At 38.4% G+C, this 18,196-nt stretch carries 19 protein-coding genes; 18 read left to right on the top strand and 1 reads right to left on the bottom strand.

Annotated features, from left to right (window positions below; translation table 11 throughout):
• Positions 1-42: 42 nt before the first annotated feature.
• On the bottom strand, positions 43-267 hold the full coding sequence (locus tag BN985_RS12585; RefSeq protein WP_042223799.1) for a DUF1128 domain-containing protein: 225 nt from the start codon (positions 265-267) through the stop codon (positions 43-45).
• Positions 268-739: 472 nt separating this feature from the next.
• On the opposite strand from BN985_RS12585, the gene smc reads away from it, so the two are divergent.
• The 18 genes from smc (at position 740) to dprA (ending at position 18,144) form a co-directional block, all read left to right on the top strand.
• The gene (gene smc, locus BN985_RS12580; protein ID WP_042223798.1) at positions 740-4,306 is read left to right on the top strand and encodes a chromosome segregation protein SMC; all 3,567 of its coding nucleotides are present in this window, start codon (positions 740-742) and stop codon (positions 4,304-4,306) included.
• A gap of 13 nt (positions 4,307-4,319) precedes the next feature.
• Positions 4,320-5,315: a signal recognition particle-docking protein FtsY gene (ftsY, locus tag BN985_RS12575; RefSeq protein ID WP_042223797.1), complete on the top strand. Its 996-nt coding sequence runs from the start codon at positions 4,320-4,322 to the stop codon at positions 5,313-5,315.
• A gap of 77 nt (positions 5,316-5,392) precedes the next feature.
• Positions 5,393-5,716, top strand: coding sequence for a putative DNA-binding protein (locus tag BN985_RS12570; RefSeq protein ID WP_042223796.1), 324 nt, complete (start codon positions 5,393-5,395; stop codon positions 5,714-5,716).
• A gap of 13 nt (positions 5,717-5,729) precedes the next feature.
• Entirely contained in the window at positions 5,730-7,073 is a 1,344-nt protein-coding gene (gene ffh, locus BN985_RS12565; RefSeq protein WP_042223795.1) for a signal recognition particle protein, read from the top strand.
• Positions 7,074-7,188: 115 nt separating this feature from the next.
• The gene (gene rpsP / locus BN985_RS12560) at positions 7,189-7,458 is read left to right on the top strand and encodes a 30S ribosomal protein S16 (RefSeq protein ID WP_042223794.1); all 270 of its coding nucleotides are present in this window, start codon (positions 7,189-7,191) and stop codon (positions 7,456-7,458) included.
• A gap of 17 nt (positions 7,459-7,475) precedes the next feature.
• Positions 7,476-7,703, top strand: a complete 228-nt coding sequence (locus BN985_RS12555; protein ID WP_042223793.1) for a KH domain-containing protein — start codon at positions 7,476-7,478, stop codon at positions 7,701-7,703.
• 147 nt (positions 7,704-7,850) lie between these two features.
• The gene (locus tag BN985_RS12550) at positions 7,851-8,240 is read left to right on the top strand and encodes a YlqD family protein (RefSeq protein WP_042223792.1); all 390 of its coding nucleotides are present in this window, start codon (positions 7,851-7,853) and stop codon (positions 8,238-8,240) included.
• An 11-nt stretch (positions 8,241-8,251) separates the two neighbouring features.
• Positions 8,252-8,767, top strand: a complete 516-nt coding sequence (gene rimM, locus BN985_RS12545; RefSeq protein ID WP_042223791.1) for a ribosome maturation factor RimM — start codon at positions 8,252-8,254, stop codon at positions 8,765-8,767.
• Positions 8,767-9,507, top strand: a complete 741-nt coding sequence (trmD, locus tag BN985_RS12540; RefSeq protein WP_042223790.1) for a tRNA (guanosine(37)-N1)-methyltransferase TrmD — start codon at positions 8,767-8,769, stop codon at positions 9,505-9,507. Before rimM ends, trmD begins: the two co-directional genes overlap by 1 nt.
• Positions 9,508-9,663: 156 nt before the next feature.
• Positions 9,664-10,008: a 50S ribosomal protein L19 gene (gene rplS, locus BN985_RS12535; RefSeq protein ID WP_042223789.1), complete on the top strand. Its 345-nt coding sequence runs from the start codon at positions 9,664-9,666 to the stop codon at positions 10,006-10,008.
• Between the two features lie 222 nt (positions 10,009-10,230).
• Positions 10,231-10,791: a signal peptidase I gene (gene lepB, locus BN985_RS12530; protein ID WP_042223788.1), complete on the top strand. Its 561-nt coding sequence runs from the start codon at positions 10,231-10,233 to the stop codon at positions 10,789-10,791.
• A gap of 7 nt (positions 10,792-10,798) precedes the next feature.
• Positions 10,799-11,647, top strand: a complete 849-nt coding sequence (gene ylqF, locus BN985_RS12525; protein WP_042223787.1) for a ribosome biogenesis GTPase YlqF — start codon at positions 10,799-10,801, stop codon at positions 11,645-11,647.
• A gap of 529 nt (positions 11,648-12,176) precedes the next feature.
• Positions 12,177-12,950: a ribonuclease HII gene (locus BN985_RS12520; protein ID WP_042223786.1), complete on the top strand. Its 774-nt coding sequence runs from the start codon at positions 12,177-12,179 to the stop codon at positions 12,948-12,950.
• Positions 12,951-12,962: 12 nt separating this feature from the next.
• Positions 12,963-14,696, top strand: a complete 1,734-nt coding sequence (locus tag BN985_RS12515) for a hypothetical protein (protein WP_042223785.1) — start codon at positions 12,963-12,965, stop codon at positions 14,694-14,696.
• Entirely contained in the window at positions 14,693-14,965 is a 273-nt protein-coding gene (locus BN985_RS12510) for an EscU/YscU/HrcU family type III secretion system export apparatus switch protein (protein ID WP_042223784.1), read from the top strand. Before BN985_RS12515 ends, BN985_RS12510 begins: the two co-directional genes overlap by 4 nt.
• Positions 14,966-15,069: 104 nt before the next feature.
• Positions 15,070-16,230 (top strand): ADP-forming succinate--CoA ligase subunit beta, encoded by a 1,161-nt coding sequence (gene sucC, locus BN985_RS12505; RefSeq protein WP_036573087.1) that lies wholly within the window; start codon positions 15,070-15,072, stop codon positions 16,228-16,230.
• Positions 16,231-16,265: 35 nt separating this feature from the next.
• Complete coding sequence (sucD, locus tag BN985_RS12500; protein WP_042223783.1) at positions 16,266-17,168, top strand: succinate--CoA ligase subunit alpha; 903 nt, start codon at positions 16,266-16,268, stop codon at positions 17,166-17,168.
• Between the two features lie 70 nt (positions 17,169-17,238).
• Positions 17,239-18,144, top strand: a complete 906-nt coding sequence (dprA, locus tag BN985_RS12495) for a DNA-processing protein DprA (protein WP_232225586.1) — start codon at positions 17,239-17,241, stop codon at positions 18,142-18,144.
• Positions 18,145-18,196 lie beyond the last annotated feature (52 nt).

The raw sequence follows: 18,196 nt of genomic DNA, 5'->3' as shown, positions 1-18,196 counted from the left end.
AAGGCTGTGAGTTTTAAATGCTCACAGCCTTTGTCTGTCTCGTTAGTTTTTTCGCACAGAGCGTAGTTCTTCAATAAATGCTTGTGCTTCAGAAGCACTTAGTCGACCTTTTTGTTCAACAATTTCATACATAAGCTTGAGGTCATCATATTTATTTAAATCGTAGTCTTCCGGGTCTAAGATTGATCGGTTAACTACATCAAGTCGCTCTCCTAATTGTTCAAGAATAAAAGACATATTTTCTTTGCTTGGATTTTCTAAATTCATTACAACACCCCATATAAAATGATTATCATAAGTCTTATCATAACATAAGTGAACATTGTGAAGTACAATCAAACATTCGGACATTAGGCTTTTTTTCTTTCTAAACATGTCAGTATGCTATGATTGTGGTAAAATAAATGCGGTAAAAACTACATAAAAACATGACAAGCATATAAAAAACGCGGTTTTATCTTAAAGAGGTATATAAATTAGTTTATTTATAGTAGTCTGGAGGGCAATTAAAATTTATACACTAAGAGGTAGCATAATGGTTTTTTATATAAACGTAAGTGTTCAATAAAGAGGATTAAATGTTTGGTAAAGTAAATACAAGATAAGTGAATGCTTAGAAGGATACATTAAATAAAGGTCTTGGTTCCAGATTTACAACAAGTGGATGTATGGAGATGCCTTATTCCTTTAATTTTAACTTGTGTGCCGTTTACCAAACTTTTCAAATAGGAGAATGTATATGTATTTAAAAAGGCTGGAGAGTGTAGGTTTCAAATCATTTGCTGAACGAATTTCTGTGGATTTTGTTCCAGGAGTTACAGCAGTAGTTGGACCAAATGGCAGCGGAAAAAGTAACATAACTGATGCAATTCGTTGGGTCCTTGGGGAGCAATCGGCTAAATCACTACGGGGCTCCAAAATGGAAGATATTATTTTCCAAGGTAGTGATTCCAGAAAGGCACTGAACGTTGCAGAGGTGACACTTGTTTTGGACAATCAGGATCGGGCTTTGCCAGTGGATTATGAAGAAGTAAGTGTCACAAGAAGGGTTTATCGATCTGGTGACAGTGAATTCTACATGAATAAGCAAGCTTGTAGGCTAAAAGATATTGTGGATCTATTTATGGATTCAGGGCTTGGTAGAGAAGCATTTTCTATTATTAGCCAAGGTAAAGTTGAAGAGATTTTGAGTTCAAAGGCGGAAGAAAGACGTACCATTTTTGAAGAGGCTGCAGGTGTACTAAAGTACAAGCAACGAAAGAAAAAAGCAGAATACAAACTAGCGGAAACACAAGAAAACTTAAATCGTGTTGAAGATATTATTCATGAAATAGAGCAACAGGTAAACCCACTAAAGACTCAAGCTGACAAGGCAGAGAAATATGTGGAACTAAAGGAAAAGTTATCACAAGAAGAAATTGCTTTCCTAATTACAGATATTGAGAATTTGCACAGTGAATGGAAAAGTTTGCTAGAAGATTTAGAGAAAAATAAGCACGTTGAGTTGGAAATGAAACAAGGCATTCAACAAAAAGAAGCAGCAATAGAAGAAGACCAACAGGTAATAAATCGTCTTGACAGTAAGATTGAGGAAATGCAAGCCCAGCTACTCTCTGCTACAGAAGAGCTTGAAAAAAATGAAGGGAAAAAGCAGTTGCTTTTTGAGAGGTCCAAACATTTTTCTGAGAATAAAGAAAAGCTAGAAGCACAAAAGCAGGAAGCATCCTCTCGTGTTGGGACTTTGCACGAACAATTAATTATAGAACGGAAGAACCTGCATGAACTTCAGGAACTTCGAAAGGAAACATCTAAGCGTGTAAAACATTTAGAAAAAGATTTAACAACAAGTCAGGATGACATTGCAGAGAAAATTGAAGACTTAAAATCTGAGTATATTGAGTATCTTAACAAGCAAGCGGCAAAGCGAAACGAAAAGCAATCCATTGCCAAACAGATGCTTCAAATGAATGGTAAAAGGGACAAGCAGGTTGGGAAATTCCAAGATCTTATAAAATCACGACAGGAGTTACTCGAGAAACTTCAAGCATATGAAGCTGATTATCAAAAACAGGAAAAAGAATTCAAAGAACATAAAGATGTAATGGAATCCATTAAGGCAGAGCTCCGTACTTCTAGGAATACGTTTCAAGAACAACAGACTAAGCTCTATCAAGGCTATCAGTATATAGAGAAACTGAAATCAAAAAAAGAAATGCTAGAAGAAATGAAAGAGGATTTCCAAGGTTTTTTCCAAGGCGTTAAAGCAGTTTTAAAAGCTCGTAAAGAAAATCAGCTACAAGAGATTCATGGTGCGGTCATCGAGCTTGTTGATGTTCCCAAAAAATATATAACAGCAATGGAAACAGTATTGGGTGGTCAATCACAGCATATCGTTGTCCAGCATGATCAAGCTGCGCGCAAAGCAATTTCCTGGCTTAAGCAAACAAATAATGGGAGAGCCACATTTCTTCCGCTAGAGTCTATTCAGGAGCGTTTTATTTCCAACGACCTATTAGCAAAGATTGAGAATCACCCTGGGTTTATTGGCATAGCATCTAAGCTCGTTCAAACAAATCCAACCTATCAACGTGCTGTAAATCACTTGATGGGCCACGTTATTATTGCAAACACATTAAAAGATGCAAATGACATAGCCCAACAGGTGATGCGTAGGTATAGAATTGTAACCTTGGAAGGGGATGTTGTTAATCCAGGAGGGGCCATGTCAGGTGGGGCTCAGAAAAAGACCAATCAATCCCTCTTTTCACGGGAAAAAGATTTACAGGAAATGATAGGCAAACTAAACACTTTCCAAGAGAAAACCATCGCATTTGAAAAGCAAGTTGCTGAACAAAAATCACATGTTGCAGTGCTTGAAAAACAGCTTCCTAGCAAAGAAGAGGAACTTTCACAGAAACAAAGATTAATGCAAGAGACACATGCTCAATTACGAGAATTGCAATTAAAAAAGGAAACATTGGATGACAACCTAACGATTTATGATCAAGACAAACAACAATTTGATGAGGATAGAGATTACTTTAAAACTCGAGAAAATCAGCTTTTAAAAGAGTTAGATCAGATTAAACAATCATTAGAAAATATTCAGGCAGAGATTGATCAGCTTTCCAACAAGGAAGCAATTATGAAAGAGAATTATGGTGAAATGCAGCAAGAGCTCCATGAAAAACAGGTACAGTTAGCTGAACAGGAAGAACGCATGAAGAACCAACGAGAAAAATCTGATGGTTTAGAAACACAATTATCAGAAGCAAAACAGCAATATGATCGCTATGCTAGAGAATTGAATGACTTATTGGAATATGAGCTATCAGAAGAAAGTGAAAAAGAAATTGAGTTGACAATTGAAAGAAAAAGCGAAGAAAAACAAAGCTTAACAGTGGACATTCAGAAAGAACGTACAACACGACACGAAAGAGCCAAGTTATTGCAAGAAAAAGAGAAAGAACTAAAGGAAGAGAACAATGCACATCAAGAACAAGTTAAGAAGATAAATGAACAAGAAGTGAAGGTTAACCGGGTAGATGTTGACCTTGAAAATCGACTAACTCATTTGCAGACAGAATACATGATTACGTTTGAAAAAGCGCAGCAATCCTATAAAAAAGCAGAGGATATGGAAGCAGCTAAAGAAAATGTTAAACAATTAAAGCTTGAAATAGATAGGTTGGGCACAGTGAATTTAGGGGCAATTGAGGAATATGAGCGAATATCAGAGCGCTATTCCTTTCTAACAGATCAGCAAACCGACCTAGTGGAAGCAAAGCAAACATTATATACGGTTATTGCAGAAATGGACGAGGAGATGAAAAAGCGTTTTGACGAAACATTTTCCAAGATTAAAGCAGAGTTTACGGAGGTGTTTCGCCAGCTGTTCGGGGGCGGTCATGCGGAATTGAAGCTAACTGATCCCAAAAACTTGTTAGATACAGGGGTAGATATCATTGCACAGCCCCCTGGTAAGAAACTCCAACACCTTGGTCTTCTATCCGGAGGCGAAAGAGCTTTAACCGCTATTGCACTGCTGTTTGCTATTCTAAGAGTCCGGCCGGTTCCTTTTTGTGTATTGGATGAAGTAGAAGCTGCCTTGGATGAAGCAAATGTTGCTCGTTTTGCGAAATACGTCAATCATTATAGTAAAAACACGCAATTTATTGTGATAACCCACCGTCAAGGTACAATGGAGGAAGCTGATGTACTGTATGGGGTTACCATGCAAGAATCAGGTGTTTCAAGGCTGGTGTCTGTCCGGCTAGAAGATACGAAATCACTAGTGAAATCATAAGGAGGTTATAACTATGGGATTTATGGATAAATTAAAAAATCGCTTTAAACAAAATGAAGAAGCGGAAGAAGTCTCTACAAAATATAAAGAAGGAATGAAAAAGTCTCGACAAACTTTTTCGGGTAAGATAAACGATTTAATTGCACGCTATCGAAAAGTAGATGAAGACTTTTTTGAAGAACTAGAAGAAGTTCTTATTTCCGCAGATGTTGGGGTAACGACTGTCATGGATTTAGTGGAAGAGCTCAAAATGGAAGTGAAGCGACAAAATATTAAAGACACAAAGGACATAAAAGAAACCATTTCCGAAAAGCTGGTAGAAATCTATTATGGTGAAGATGACGAAAAAATTGAAGGTCTTAAGCTAGAAGAAAAAGAACTGTCTGTCATTTTAGTTGTCGGAGTGAATGGTGTGGGTAAGACAACTTCCATTGGAAAGCTGGCAAACCAATTAAAGTTACAAGGGAAAAAAGTTGTACTTGCTGCTGGAGACACCTTTCGGGCAGGAGCTATAGAACAACTAGAAGTATGGGGTGAAAGAGCTGGTGTCGATGTTGTTAAGCAAGGTGCAGGAAGTGACCCTGCAGCTGTAATTTTCGATGGTATAAAATCAGCCAAAGCTAAAAATGCAGATGTGCTAATATGTGATACAGCTGGTAGACTGCAGAACAAAGTAAACTTAATGAATGAGCTTTCTAAAGTAAAACGAGTAATTGAGCGTGAGGTGCCTAATGCTCCACATGAGGTGCTCCTTGTTTTAGATGCTACCACCGGTCAGAATGCGCTTAATCAAGCAAAGACATTCTCGGAGTCGACAAATGTGTCTGGGATTGTTCTAACAAAATTGGATGGAACAGCCAAGGGTGGAATCGTATTAGCTATACGTAAGGAACTGAATATCCCTGTGAAATATGTAGGTCTCGGTGAAAGAATAGACGACTTGCAGGAATTTAATGCACACGCGTTTGTTTATGGTTTATTTGCAGATATGCTTGAAGAAGCAGAATAAACCATTGCTTGACAATTCTAGTAACACTTCGCTATCATGGAATGTAAAGCAAATTCACTTAACAAGGGGAGTACCCGATGCTAGAAAAAACTACGCGAATGAATTATTTATTTGATTTTTATCAGGCGTTACTGACCCCTAAACAGCGAAACTACATGGAAATGTATTATCTTGAAGACTACTCACTTGGAGAAATCTCTGAGGAAGCCGAGGTTTCCAGACAAGCAGTTTATGATAATATTAAGAGGACGGAATCCATGTTGGAATCTTATGAAGAAAAGCTTCAACTATATGATAAATTTCAACAACGGCATTCTTTGATTAAAGAACTAGAGACAGTTATTGCAAGTAAAGATAAGGTAATCATTGATAAGCTTAACCAATTAAAAGAATTAGATTAGGAGGACACCCTCTATGGCATTTGAAGGACTGGCCGACCGCCTGCAAAGTACGATAAAAAAAATTACAGGTAAAGGGAAAGTTAATGAGCAAGATGTAAAAGAAATGACACGCGAGGTTCGTCTTGCTTTACTAGAGGCAGATGTTAACTTCAAAGTTGTTAAGGATTTAATAAAGCGTATTAAAGAACGGGCTATTGGACAAGAAGTAATGGAAAGCCTGACTCCAGGTCAACAGGTCATTAAAGTAGTTAAAGAAGAATTAACTGAATTAATGGGTGGAGAGAACAGCAAGATAGCTGTAGCTGACCGTGCTCCCACTGTCATTATGATGGTGGGGCTTCAAGGAGCCGGAAAAACAACGACTACTGGTAAGCTGGCGAACCTACTACGTAAAAAACATAATCGTACCCCTTTACTAGCAGCTTGTGATGTTTACCGTCCGGCAGCAATTAAACAGTTAGAAACGTTGGGCGAACAATTAACAATGCCTGTATTTTCAATGGGCACAGAGGCAAACCCGATCGATATTGCAAAAAAAGCAATTGAAAAAGCTAAAGAAGAGCATCATGATTATGTGATCATTGATACAGCAGGTCGTTTGCATGTAGACAATGAACTCATGGACGAGCTTCAAGGAATTAAAACAGCTGTAAAGCCTGACGAAATCTTTCTTGTGGTTGACTCCATGACTGGTCAGGATGCTGTTAATGTTGCTGAAAGCTTTAATGAGCAGCTAGATTTAACAGGCGTTGTGTTAACGAAACTCGATGGCGATACTAGGGGTGGTGCGGCTCTATCCATTAAAGCTGTCACCGATAAACCAATTAAGTTTGCTGGTATGGGTGAAAAACTGGATCAGCTGGAAGCATTCCACCCTGAGCGAATGGCATCACGAATCCTCGGTATGGGTGATGTGTTGTCCCTAATCGAAAAAGCACAGACAAATGTGGATGAGAAACAGGCGAAGGAACTTGAGGAAAAAATGCGAACAATGTCCTTTACCTTCGATGACTTTCTTGAACAAATGGGTCAGGTTAAAAACATGGGACCACTAGACGATCTAATGGCCATGATCCCAGGGGCTAGCAAGATGAAAGGCCTAAAAAATGCACAGCTTGATGAGAAACAGCTTTCCCACGTGGAAGCAATTATACAGTCCATGACTAAGAAAGAGCGTCAGGATCCAGGACTGATGAACGCGAGTCGCAAAAAAAGGATTGCAAAAGGTTCAGGTACTTCTGTATCACAGGTAAATAGATTGCTTAAACAGTTTGACGAAATGAAAAAAATGATGAAACAAATGACAAACATGCAAAAAGGAAAAAAAGGCAAAGGGATGAAACTCCCATTCATGTAAAGAAGCCTATTTAAAAGGGAATTTAACATTGTAATGTAAAAACACTTTACAGACTTCCCTGTTTCTGATAGAATCTTAAATTGTGTAAAACATTAATATTTGGAGGTGCAAATAAATGGCTGTTAAAATTCGTTTAAAACGTATGGGATCTAAAAGAAATCCTTTCTATCGTATCGTTGTAGCTGATTCTCGTGCTCCACGTGATGGACGTCAAATCGAGCAAATTGGAACATATAATCCTGTTGTAAACCCGGTTGAAGTGAAGATTGATGAAGAGAAAGCACTTAGCTGGATGACTAATGGAGCAAAACCAAGTGATACAGTACGTAACCTATTTTCAAATGAAGGCATCATGAAGAAATTCCACGACCAGAAAAATCAGTAGTAAAGTAGTGTGATATCATGAAAGCCCTAATTGAATCAATTGTTTCGTCATTGGTAGATAATCCTGAGGATATTAAAATAACGGAGACAGAAGAAGATGCCAAATTGGTTTATCATTTAGCTGTTCATCCGGATGATGTCGGAAAGGTTATCGGCAAGAACGGACGTATTGCCAAAGCGATACGCACAGTTGTCTATGCTGCAAAGACAGACACTAAGAAACGTATTTATTTGGATATTATGTAAAGGGGAAAGGGAAACCTTTCCCTTTTTATACATGTGAGAAAGTATAATATATGTGCAGATTGCATTCATTGACATGGGGGATCTGCGCTTTTCTTAACACCTCAGGAATTTCTGAAGGAAGATCATTTTTGAGAGTGAGGATATAACGTGAAAATTATTACGAAAGTTATTGTGAAACAAGTAGTCACAGAGAATAGTAAAAAATTATTGCATACAAACTTCTATAATCATAAAATGCGGCTTGAACAAGAGTGTCAACAATTGCTGTTTGAGCAACGGAAATTTGAGAATAAATCAAAGGTTTCCAAACAGGATATCAGTCACAAGTTTCAACAAGAAATAAATAATCGAAAAGAAAAAATTAAACTTGTCGATTTTAAATTAGAACAACTAGATATGCTGGAATTAGGCAGTGAGATCACGGAAAAAGAAGTTGAAGCTCTTGTTGAAGTTTCCGAAGGCTCGCATTGGGATGAAATCATGGGAGAGAAAACCATTATTATAAAAGATAATGTGGTAATAAGAATTGATGAATAGCAGGTGATGAAATGAATCATGAAATGTATAACATCGGAAAAATTGTAAATACGCATGGTATTCGTGGTGAAGTAAAAGTAGTTAGAATTAGTGACTTTGAAGAACGTTTTGCCGTTGGAAACCAAGTCTTTGTAGTAAAAGATAAAGCAGAGCCAGTTGCATTAACCATAGCTGCACATCGGATTCACAAAGGGTTCGACCTTCTTCAATTTGAAGATTACGCAAACATAAATGATGTGGAGCATTTTAAAGGAAGCTACCTAAAGATTTCTGAGGAACAACTAACAGAGTTAGACAGTGATGAGTATTACTACCATGAGATCATCGGCTGTGACGTTGTTACAGCTTCCGGTGAAAGCTTGGGTGTTATTAAAGAAATTTTGTCTCCAGGTGCTAATGATGTCTGGGTGGTAAAGCGCCCGAAAGAGAAGGATTTGTTAATTCCCTATATTGATGATGTGGTAAAAGAAGTATCCATTCAGGATAAAAAGGTTGTCATTGAGCCGATGGAAGGGTTGCTTGACTAATGCATATTGATGTTCTGACACTATTCCCAGAAATGTTTGCAGGTGTCTTCCAGTCTTCTATTCTTCAAAGAGCCCACGAAAGAAGCACTTTTTCATATAATCTGGTCAACTTTCGAGATTATACGCAGAACAAACATAGCAAGGTGGATGATTATCCTTATGGGGGTGGTGCTGGCATGGTACTGACCCCACAACCTATTTTTGATGCAGTTGATGACATTACTTCCAAAAGCTCCACAAAACCGCGTGTGGTGTTAATGTGTCCCCAGGGAGAGCCCTACAATCAAAAGAAGGCAGAAGAATTGGCTGAGGAGGATCATTTGGTATTTATTTGTGGTCATTATGAAGGCTTCGATGAGCGGATACGCGAACACTTGGTTACAGACGAGATCTCGATAGGGGATTATGTGCTAACGGGTGGTGAGCTAGGAGCGATGGTAGTGATGGACAGCGTAATCCGCTTGTTACCTGATGCTTTAGGCAATCAAGATTCCGCACCACAGGATTCCTTCTCTACTGGATTACTAGAGCATCCGCACTATACGAGGCCAGCTGATTTTAGAGGGATAAAGGTACCTGATGTCTTATTGTCTGGTAATCATGCGAAAATTAGTGAGTGGAGAAGACAGCAGGCACTTAAAAGAACTTATGAACGCCGAAGAGAGATGCTTACAGATAAGGAGTTGTCTGAAGAGGACACTAACTATTTAAAGCAATTTAAATCAGAAGAAAACTCTTAATAAGATTCTATAAGTTTTATAATAAAACTCCTTGAAGTCTTTGTTAGGTTATGGTATATTTAATTTTGTGCTAAAAGTGTCGACTTTTTGTACTATAAACGATGTTCCGCTGTCATCTAATGGGGATGAACATTGGTTTGGAAGGAGTGTAACAGGATGCAAAAACTAATTGAAGACATTACAAAAGATCAGCTTCGTACAGATCATCCTGATTTTCGTCCAGGAGATACTGTAAAAGTCCACGTGAAAGTTGTGGAAGGTACTCGTGAGCGTATTCAGGTATTCGAAGGTGTTGTCATCAAACGTCAAAACGGTGGAATTAGTGAAACATTTACTGTAAGAAAAATTTCTTACGGTGTAGGTGTTGAACGTACTTTCCCAGTACATTCCCCTCGTATTGATAAAATTGAAGTTTCTCGTCGCGGTATTGTACGTCGTGCTAAACTTTACTATCTACGTAATCTACGTGGTAAAGCAGCGCGTATTAAAGAACGCCGTTAAAGCTGAATACAGCTGTTGTAACAAAAATTATTGGAAAGGAGCTTGGCAATATGCACAAGCTCCTTTTTGCTTTTATACGTTCCTTTTAAAGGGGAATGAAGGACAAACTAGAAATTGAACATACATATTTGCTATTAGAAAACAGAATAAGACTTACATTTGTATTATCTGCATTAGGTCGGACTAAACTAACAGTAGATTGCTTGGCGTGGAGGAGATAGAATGGGAAAGCAAGATAAGAAAAAAAATGAGTGGTTAGATTGGCTGAAGGCACTTTTAATAGCTTTTGGGTTAGCTTTTATTGTAAGGACATTTTTGTTCGCACCTATTGTAGTAGATGGGCCATCCATGCTCCCAACACTGCATGATAGAGATCAAATGATTGTAAATAAATTTAGCTATCGTTTTGGCGAGCCAGAACGTTTTGAAATTGTTGTCTTTCACGCTTCTGATAAAAAGGATTTTATAAAACGAGTCATCGGACTACCAGGTGAACATATTGCAGTAAGGGATAATGTACTGTATGTAAATGACGAACCAATAGAGGAACCTTTTTTAACCGGTTATAGTAATGAAATCCTTACGAATGATTTTGAGCTCGAGGAACTTCCGGGTGAATTTAATACTGTTCCTGAAGACCATGTTTTCGTGTTGGGTGATAATCGCGGGAATTCTACAGATAGCCGTATTTTAGGAATGATTTCAATGGATCAAGTTGTCGGAAAAACTAGTTTACGTTATTGGCCATTTGATCGTATAGATATTATGAAATTAGGAGAGTAAAATTATTATGACAATTCAATGGTTTCCCGGACACATGGCGAAAGCACGTCGAGAAGTAGAAGAAAAATTAAAGCTTGTAGACTTTGTCATGGAGCTTGTGGACGCTCGTGCACCTTTGTCCTCGCAAAATCCTATGCTTCAGCAAGTTCTACAACAGAAGTCAAAAATGGTTGTCCTGATGAAGAAAGACTTGGCAGACAATCGCCAAACAGAGGAATGGATTTCATACTTTAAAGAACGGTCCATCCCCGCTATAGCAATTAATGTAAATGACAAATCAGATATAAAAAAAGTAATTCAACTTGCGAAAGACCTTGGACAAGAAAAGCTGGACAAACTTATTAAAAAAGGAATTCAACCGCGTCCATCAAGAGCCATGATTGTGGGGATACCGAACGTGGGTAAATCTACCCTAATTAATAGACTTGCCAACAAGAAAATCGCAAAGACAGGTGACAGACCAGGTGTAACAAAGCAGCAATTATGGATTAAAGTAAAAAAAGATTTTGAGTTACTTGATACACCAGGTATTTTGTGGCCAAAATTCGAAGATGAGCTTGTTGGTTATAGATTAGCTGCAATAGGTACAATCAAAGACCAACTTCTTTCCATGCAGGATATCGTCGCTTTTGTTATTTCTTATCTACAAAAACATTATCCTGAAAGATTAGAGGAACGCTATCCGATAGACCGTGAAATGACAGATATGTGGGAGATATTTGAAGCAATAGGAAAACAACGTGGAGCCTTGGAAAGTGGTGGGGGCGTTAACTTTGAAAAAGTGTCAGATCTAGTGATACGTGACTTACGCACAGGAAGACTTGGTAACATTACGCTAGAGAACCCTGAAGAATAGAGAGGCAGTGACATAACATTCCTTTCATTTTGAAAATCCAAAGGACTGTTAAATCACCGCTATGGAAAATACTACCTTTCCGTGGGCACGGCCTCAGTCTCGGGCCAACAGGATGTGGGTCACGAAGGCGTTGCCACAGGACGTGGCGCTCTTAGCCTTTGTTCCTTCCCTGTCTTCCGGGGCCTTAAGACTCGTGCTGTTCCCACAGGACAAGTAAGGCTACATTAGCAACTCATCGCACGCAGAAAATGCGAAAAGGTTTGCATTTTTCCTCCGCTTAAGTTTGTTCTAATTTTAATTACCTAACAATGAATAACTGTCCGTACTAAAACCTGATCTGTAATCATTAGGGTTTTAGTGCGGCCTTTTGCTTATTAGATTTTCATTTGCCCGTTAACAGCCTATCTTGTTAAAGTTTAACATGGTAATTTTAAAATTTATAAATCTCAGCTTTGGGGTTGCAAAATAGGGCATTTTGTTTCATTTTTACTATTTAGTAACCGATAAAAGGAAGAAAGCAGGTAGATGTATGCAAAAAGATTCAATAGCTTTGCTAAAACAGTTATTTGAAGAAGATAAATTAACGGAGCAAAAGATAGCAGAAATGCGGCAGGATGAGCGCAAAGGCGTTCAAACATTGCTTAAACGATATGACGTGAAGCAGGATAGAATGAAAGCATTAGAGCAACAATTCTTAGCCATGTCAGAATTTGAACTTAAGCTCCGGAATAATGGTTATGTGAATATAGCTGGAGTAGATGAAGTGGGAAGAGGCCCATTGGCAGGACCAGTTGTTGCCGCTGCCGTAGTTTTGCCGCAAGACTTTAAGCTACTAGGGTTGAACGATTCAAAGCAGTTAAGTGAGTCTACAAGAGAATCTTATTATGAAGTTATTACAGATAATGCTATTAGTTATGGAATTGGCATTATCCATAATAACGTAATCGATAGCGTGAATATTTATGAAGCAACCAAGCTTGCTATGAACGAGGCAATTAATCAATTGGATCCAATTGCCGATTTTGTGTTAGTAGATGCTGTTCCATTAAAAGGGTTAAATTGCCCATCTGAATCCATCATAAAAGGAGATTCGAAAAGTATTTCTATTGCAGCTGCCAGCATTTTAGCTAAGGTAACAAGGGACCGTTTTATGAAAAAGATACATATGACCTATCCTGCATATGATTTTGCCTCTAATATGGGTTATGGAACGAAACACCATATGGAGACATTAAGGAATGAAGGTGCAACGCCATACCATCGTAGGTCATTCGCACCGGTCGGTAATGTAGAAGTGAAATAGGAGGACAATCCATTGGGCATTCAAAAAACAGGTGAGAGTTTACGTGTGCTTCAACCAACGCCTAATACAATTAAACCAGGACAAGTTATTAAGGGAAGTATTTTAAAGATCTATCCAGAAAATAAAGCTGAAATACAGCTGGGATCCCAAAAAATGGTTGCTCAATTAGAGGCTTCTCTCTCTGCTGGTGGGAAGTATCACTTTATGGTGCAATCAACAGATCCTGTTATTCAATTAAAAGTGATAGGGGACCAATTACAACAGCAGGACCATCTTAATAGTCTCCACTTGCTTCATCAGCTCGGACTAAAGGCATCCAAGCGGAACATTGTTTTTCTGCAACAGCTATTCACAAAGAAGATTCCATTTGAAAAAACGCAGCTCACACAATCTTTACAACTTCTTGAAGGCTCGAAAGATAAACAATTGACAGGAAAGGTACTTGTAGACATGATTGCAAATCGTCTGCCCATAACCAAAAATGTGCTAGATGCTCTTCAGGCTGTATCCAATTCTAGCTTTTCGGATCGTTTAGCAAACGCTATGCCAGAATTGAACCGAGCTAATTTCCAACCAAATATAAGCCAAAATCTAAACAGGTTAGTCAGCAATCAATCAGTCATTTCAAAAGAAAGCCAGTTAATGGGGGAGAGAATAAACAATCAGAATCTATATCACCTACTAAAACTTTCAGGTGCTATTGATCCTGCCCAAACATTTGATGCATGGAAGGCTAATACTGCAAATGAACATGGTGGAAAACAAGATACACCTTTCCAAATCTCAGAAGCACAGTTGCGAAATCTGCAAACTGTAATGGAAAATAAAGCCATCTTGCAACAGAATGCAAAGCTTCTCTTAAATAGCTTCCATAATCTATCACAGTCCATTGCTAATGAAAGACCCTTAGATATCCAACTTTTTTCACGATTAAAGGAGCAGTTTACCCAGTCTGTACTCCAATATCTGCCAAAGGATACTACTTTCCCAGTATCTTCTATGCTGCAAAACAATCGCCATGCTCTATCCCAAGTATATCAATTTTTGCAAAATGCGGCTTCCGATACTCCAGAAAGCTTAGAAGTTACTATGAAGCAGTTACGAGATGTAAATCTATTAATGGCGGCTTCGCCAAAGGATCAATTCTTGCAGCATCTTAAACACACGCTTTCCTTCACAGGATATTCGTATGAGCATGATTTGGCAAACAAGGTAACACAGGAACAAACTTCTTTAAAAGGTGTACTCCTACAGTTCATCCAACAGGGCGACCACAATACAACCGAACAAAGCAAACAACTCCTTCATTTTATTAACGGTCTTCAGTTACAATCTGTTCAGGATACAGGTAATTCGATGTATGCTAGCTTGCAACTGCCAGGCGAAAAGTTAGGATTAGCTACAGACCTTCAGCTAGAGTTTGAGGGGAGAAAAACGGAAGATGGGGAAATAGATTCTAGTCATTGTCGGGTTTTGTTTTATTTGGATTTAGCTAACTTAAATCAAACAATTATTGATATGACGGTACAAAACAGAAATGTTTCCGTTACAATATACAGTCAAAGTGAAGAAGAAATAAGACCTTTAGCCAAAGACTATCAGGCTGTTTTAAAAAAAGGTCTGAATGAACTAGATTATCATTTATCAAGTGTGATGTTTAAGCCTGCTCGAGAAGAGGAATTGATTACGTCAAAACGGCAGCAATCACATCCTGCCTCGTATCAAGGAGTTGATTTTCGAATATGACAGAAAATAGAAAAAAAGCAGCAGCATTATCCTATGATTTACAAAAAGGAACTGCCCCAATCGTTTCAGCTGCAGGTAAAGGGATGAGGGCAGAGGCGATCATACAAAAAGCCGAAGAGCACAATGTACCTATTATGGAAGACAGTTCTATGGTTGAGATATTGGCAGAGTTAAATATTAATGAAACTATTCCTGAAGAATTATACCAAGCGGTAGCAGAAGTGTTTGCTTTCGTCTATAGAGTGGACCGTAAATTGGATAAATCGTAACCCTATTTTCAAATATTGTGATTACAAGTATTCTATTATTCTTGTGAAAGTTCTTTTTTTTTAATACAATAGAAATGCAGTGAATTTTGATGGGAGGATAAAGGATGAACATTCATGAATATCAAGGCAAAGATGTCTTGCGTCAGTATGGTGTAAACGTTCCTAATGGTTATGTTGCCTATACAGTTGATGAAGCTGTACAAGCGGCTGAAAAACTAGGTACTGATGTAACAGTAGTTAAAGCTCAGATCCATGCCGGCGGTCGCGGTAAAGCGGGCGGTGTTAAAGTTGCTAAAGGCTTGGATGAAGTGCGTACATACGCTGATGAGATACTTGGAAAAACACTAGTAACACATCAAACTGGTCCAGAAGGTAAAGAAGTAAAACGCTTGCTTATTGAAGAGGGCTGCGATATTAAAAAAGAATACTACGTTGGTGTGGTTCTTGACCGTGCCACTTCTCGTGTTGTAATGATGGCATCTGAAGAAGGTGGAACAGAGATTGAAGAGGTAGCAGAAGCTACACCAGAAAAGATTTTTAAAGAAGTAATTGATCCTGTAGTAGGACTATCAGGCTATCAGGCTCGTAGACTTGCATTCAACATTAATATTCCAGATGAATTAATGGGCAAAGCTGTGAAATTTATGATGGCGCTTTATGAGGCATTTGTTGCAAAGGATTGTTCCATCGCGGAAATTAACCCATTGGTAACAACTGGCGACGGAGAAGTACTGGCTCTTGATGCTAAATTGAACTTTGATGATAACGCTTTATTCCGTCAAAAAGATATTCAGGAATTGCGTGATCTTGATGAAGAAGATGAAAAAGAGATTGAGGCAAGCAAATACGATCTTAGCTACATCTCTCTGAATGGTAATATTGGCTGTATGGTTAATGGTGCAGGACTTGCAATGTCCACAATGGATATCATTAAGCATTATGGCGGAGACCCCGCAAACTTTCTTGACGTTGGGGGCGGTGCTACAGCAGAGAAAGTAACAGAAGCATTTAAGATTATTTTATCTGATGCCAATGTTAAAGGGATTTTTGTTAACATCTTCGGTGGAATTATGAAATGTGATGTAATTGCAGAAGGTGTTGTGGAAGCAACTAAGCAAGTTGGTTTGGAAATTCCGCTTGTTGTTCGTCTGGAAGGAACAAACGTTGAATTAGGAAAGAAAATTCTCGAGGAATCAGGCTTAAATATTACATCTGCTGGATCAATGGCAGACGGCGCTGAGAAAATTGTTTCTCTAGTAAAATAAAAACGTAATAGTTTGCATGGAAAGGACGGACAAGTATGAGTGTATTTGTTAATAAAGATACAAAAGTAGTTGTACAAGGAATTACAGGTGGTACAGCAAAATTCCATACAAAGCAAATGCTAGAGTATGGTACTAATATCGTTGCAGGGGTTACACCAAAAAAAGGCGGCTCTGAAGTAGAAGGCGTACCTGTATTTAATACAGTTAAAGAAGCAGTTGAAGAAACTGGAGCAAATGCTTCCGTTATTTATGTTCCGGCCCCATTTGCTGCAGATGCAATATTAGAAGCAGTAGATGCTGAGCTGGATTTAGCTATCTGTATTACAGAGCATATTCCTGTAATGGATATGGTGAAAGTGAAACGTTATATGGAAGGGAAAAAGACTCGTCTGGTTGGACCAAACTGCCCTGGAGTTATTACCCCGGAAGAATGTAAAATTGGTATCATGCCTGGCTACATTCACAAAAAAGGTCATATTGGCGTTGTTTCACGTTCAGGAACGTTAACCTATGAGGCTGTTCATCAATTATCTGAAGCTGGCTATGGTCAGTCCACTGCAGTAGGAATTGGTGGGGACCCGGTAAATGGAACAGATTTTATCGATTCACTAAAAGCATTTAATGAAGATAGTGAAACAGAAGCCGTAATAATGATTGGTGAAATTGGCGGTACTGCTGAAGAAGAAGCAGCAGAGTGGGTGAAAGCCAATATGAAAAAACCGGTAGTAGGATTTATTGGTGGTGCTACTGCCCCTCCAGGAAAACGAATGGGACACGCTGGTGCCATTATTTCTGGTGGAAAGGGCACTGCTGACGAAAAAATTCGAGTTATGAACGAATGCGGAATTCAGGTAGCAGAAACACCTTCTGTAATGGGTGACACGATGATCCGTGTATTAGAAGAGAACGGTTTAAAAGAGAAATGTAAAACGCATTAAAAAGAACTAGTGAAGAAGCCCTGGAATGATGAAATTCCTGGGCTTTTTCTCCATGAAAGGATGATGTATATTGAGTAGACAAAGTGATAGATTAATTCATCTATCAAGAAGCAAAGGTATGACCAGACGTATGTTAACGTATATTATCCAGAAAGATATTGAACTTAAAGAGATTTACTATCTATCCCCAAAAGACCTTACAAAATATTTTCACATCCCTGAAAAGAAAGCAATTCCTCTATATCAAGATCTCCATAACTCTGACCTCATTGATCAAATTAAGCAAGATAAAAAACTATATTCCATTATTTCTATTTTTGATCAAGCTTACCCCACTAGTTTAAAAACAATTAAAGATCCTCCCTTGGTCTTGTATACTTTGGGTAATCTAAATTTATTATCAAGAGTTCCTTCTATTAGTGTAATTGGAACAAGAAAGCCAACAGTTGAAGCAAGAAAAAAAACAAAATTAATCGTGCAGCCTCTTGTGGAAAAGGGGTGGGTTATTGTAAGCGGAATGGCAAGAGGAATCGACACCTATGCTCATCAGGAAGCTTTAGCTTATAATGGAAATACGATTGCTGTACTTGGAAGTGGATTCAACCATATTTATCCTAAGGAAAACCATGCATTATTTACAGAGATTAGTAAAAGTGGTATAGTCCTTTCAGAGTATCCACCTGGTGCAGCAGCTAGCCGATTCCATTTTCCGGAGCGCAACCGAATCATCAGTGGGTTGACATTTGGTACCCTTGTAATAGAAGCAACTGAAAAAAGCGGTACGTTAATAACAGTTGATCAAGCACTAGATCAAGGAAGGGAAGTATATGCCATTCCAGGTTCCCCGTTAGTAGCACAAACCAAAGGATGTCATCGTATGATACAGGAAGGTGCGAAACTTGTAATCGATGCCCAATGTATTTTTGAGGACTGGGATACTCAAGGTTCTTATTTTGCATCGATTAGCAGGGATTAGTGATAGGGAAAGAAGCGAAAGCCAACTTCTTCATTAAATTGTATGTTTGACA

The organism is Oceanobacillus manasiensis (genome assembly GCF_000724085.1).
Classification (GTDB): domain Bacteria; phylum Bacillota; class Bacilli; order Bacillales; family Amphibacillaceae; genus Oceanobacillus_B; species Oceanobacillus_B manasiensis.
Note: the sequence above shows the minus strand (reverse complement) of the source record. Positions and strands in the feature narration are given on the sequence as shown.

Excerpts from the sequence above, each read along its gene's own strand:
- BN985_RS12585 (WP_042223799.1), bottom strand. The coding sequence starts at position 267 with ATGAATTTAGAAAATCCAAGCAAAGAAAATATGTCTTTTATTCTTGAA.
- smc (WP_042223798.1), top strand. The coding sequence starts at position 740 with ATGTATTTAAAAAGGCTGGAGAGTGTAGGTTTCAAATCATTTGCTGAA.
- ftsY (WP_042223797.1), top strand. The coding sequence starts at position 4,320 with ATGGGATTTATGGATAAATTAAAAAATCGCTTTAAACAAAATGAAGAA.
- BN985_RS12570 (WP_042223796.1), top strand. The coding sequence starts at position 5,393 with ATGCTAGAAAAAACTACGCGAATGAATTATTTATTTGATTTTTATCAG.
- ffh (WP_042223795.1), top strand. The coding sequence starts at position 5,730 with ATGGCATTTGAAGGACTGGCCGACCGCCTGCAAAGTACGATAAAAAAA.
- rpsP (WP_042223794.1), top strand. The coding sequence starts at position 7,189 with ATGGCTGTTAAAATTCGTTTAAAACGTATGGGATCTAAAAGAAATCCT.
- BN985_RS12555 (WP_042223793.1), top strand. The coding sequence starts at position 7,476 with ATGAAAGCCCTAATTGAATCAATTGTTTCGTCATTGGTAGATAATCCT.
- rimM (WP_042223791.1), top strand. The coding sequence starts at position 8,252 with ATGAATCATGAAATGTATAACATCGGAAAAATTGTAAATACGCATGGT.
- trmD (WP_042223790.1), top strand. The coding sequence starts at position 8,767 with ATGCATATTGATGTTCTGACACTATTCCCAGAAATGTTTGCAGGTGTC.
- rplS (WP_042223789.1), top strand. The coding sequence starts at position 9,664 with ATGCAAAAACTAATTGAAGACATTACAAAAGATCAGCTTCGTACAGAT.
- lepB (WP_042223788.1), top strand. The coding sequence starts at position 10,231 with ATGGGAAAGCAAGATAAGAAAAAAAATGAGTGGTTAGATTGGCTGAAG.
- ylqF (WP_042223787.1), top strand. The coding sequence starts at position 10,799 with ATGACAATTCAATGGTTTCCCGGACACATGGCGAAAGCACGTCGAGAA.
- BN985_RS12520 (WP_042223786.1), top strand. The coding sequence starts at position 12,177 with ATGCAAAAAGATTCAATAGCTTTGCTAAAACAGTTATTTGAAGAAGAT.
- BN985_RS12510 (WP_042223784.1), top strand. The coding sequence starts at position 14,693 with ATGACAGAAAATAGAAAAAAAGCAGCAGCATTATCCTATGATTTACAA.
- sucC (WP_036573087.1), top strand. The coding sequence starts at position 15,070 with ATGAACATTCATGAATATCAAGGCAAAGATGTCTTGCGTCAGTATGGT.
- sucD (WP_042223783.1), top strand. The coding sequence starts at position 16,266 with ATGAGTGTATTTGTTAATAAAGATACAAAAGTAGTTGTACAAGGAATT.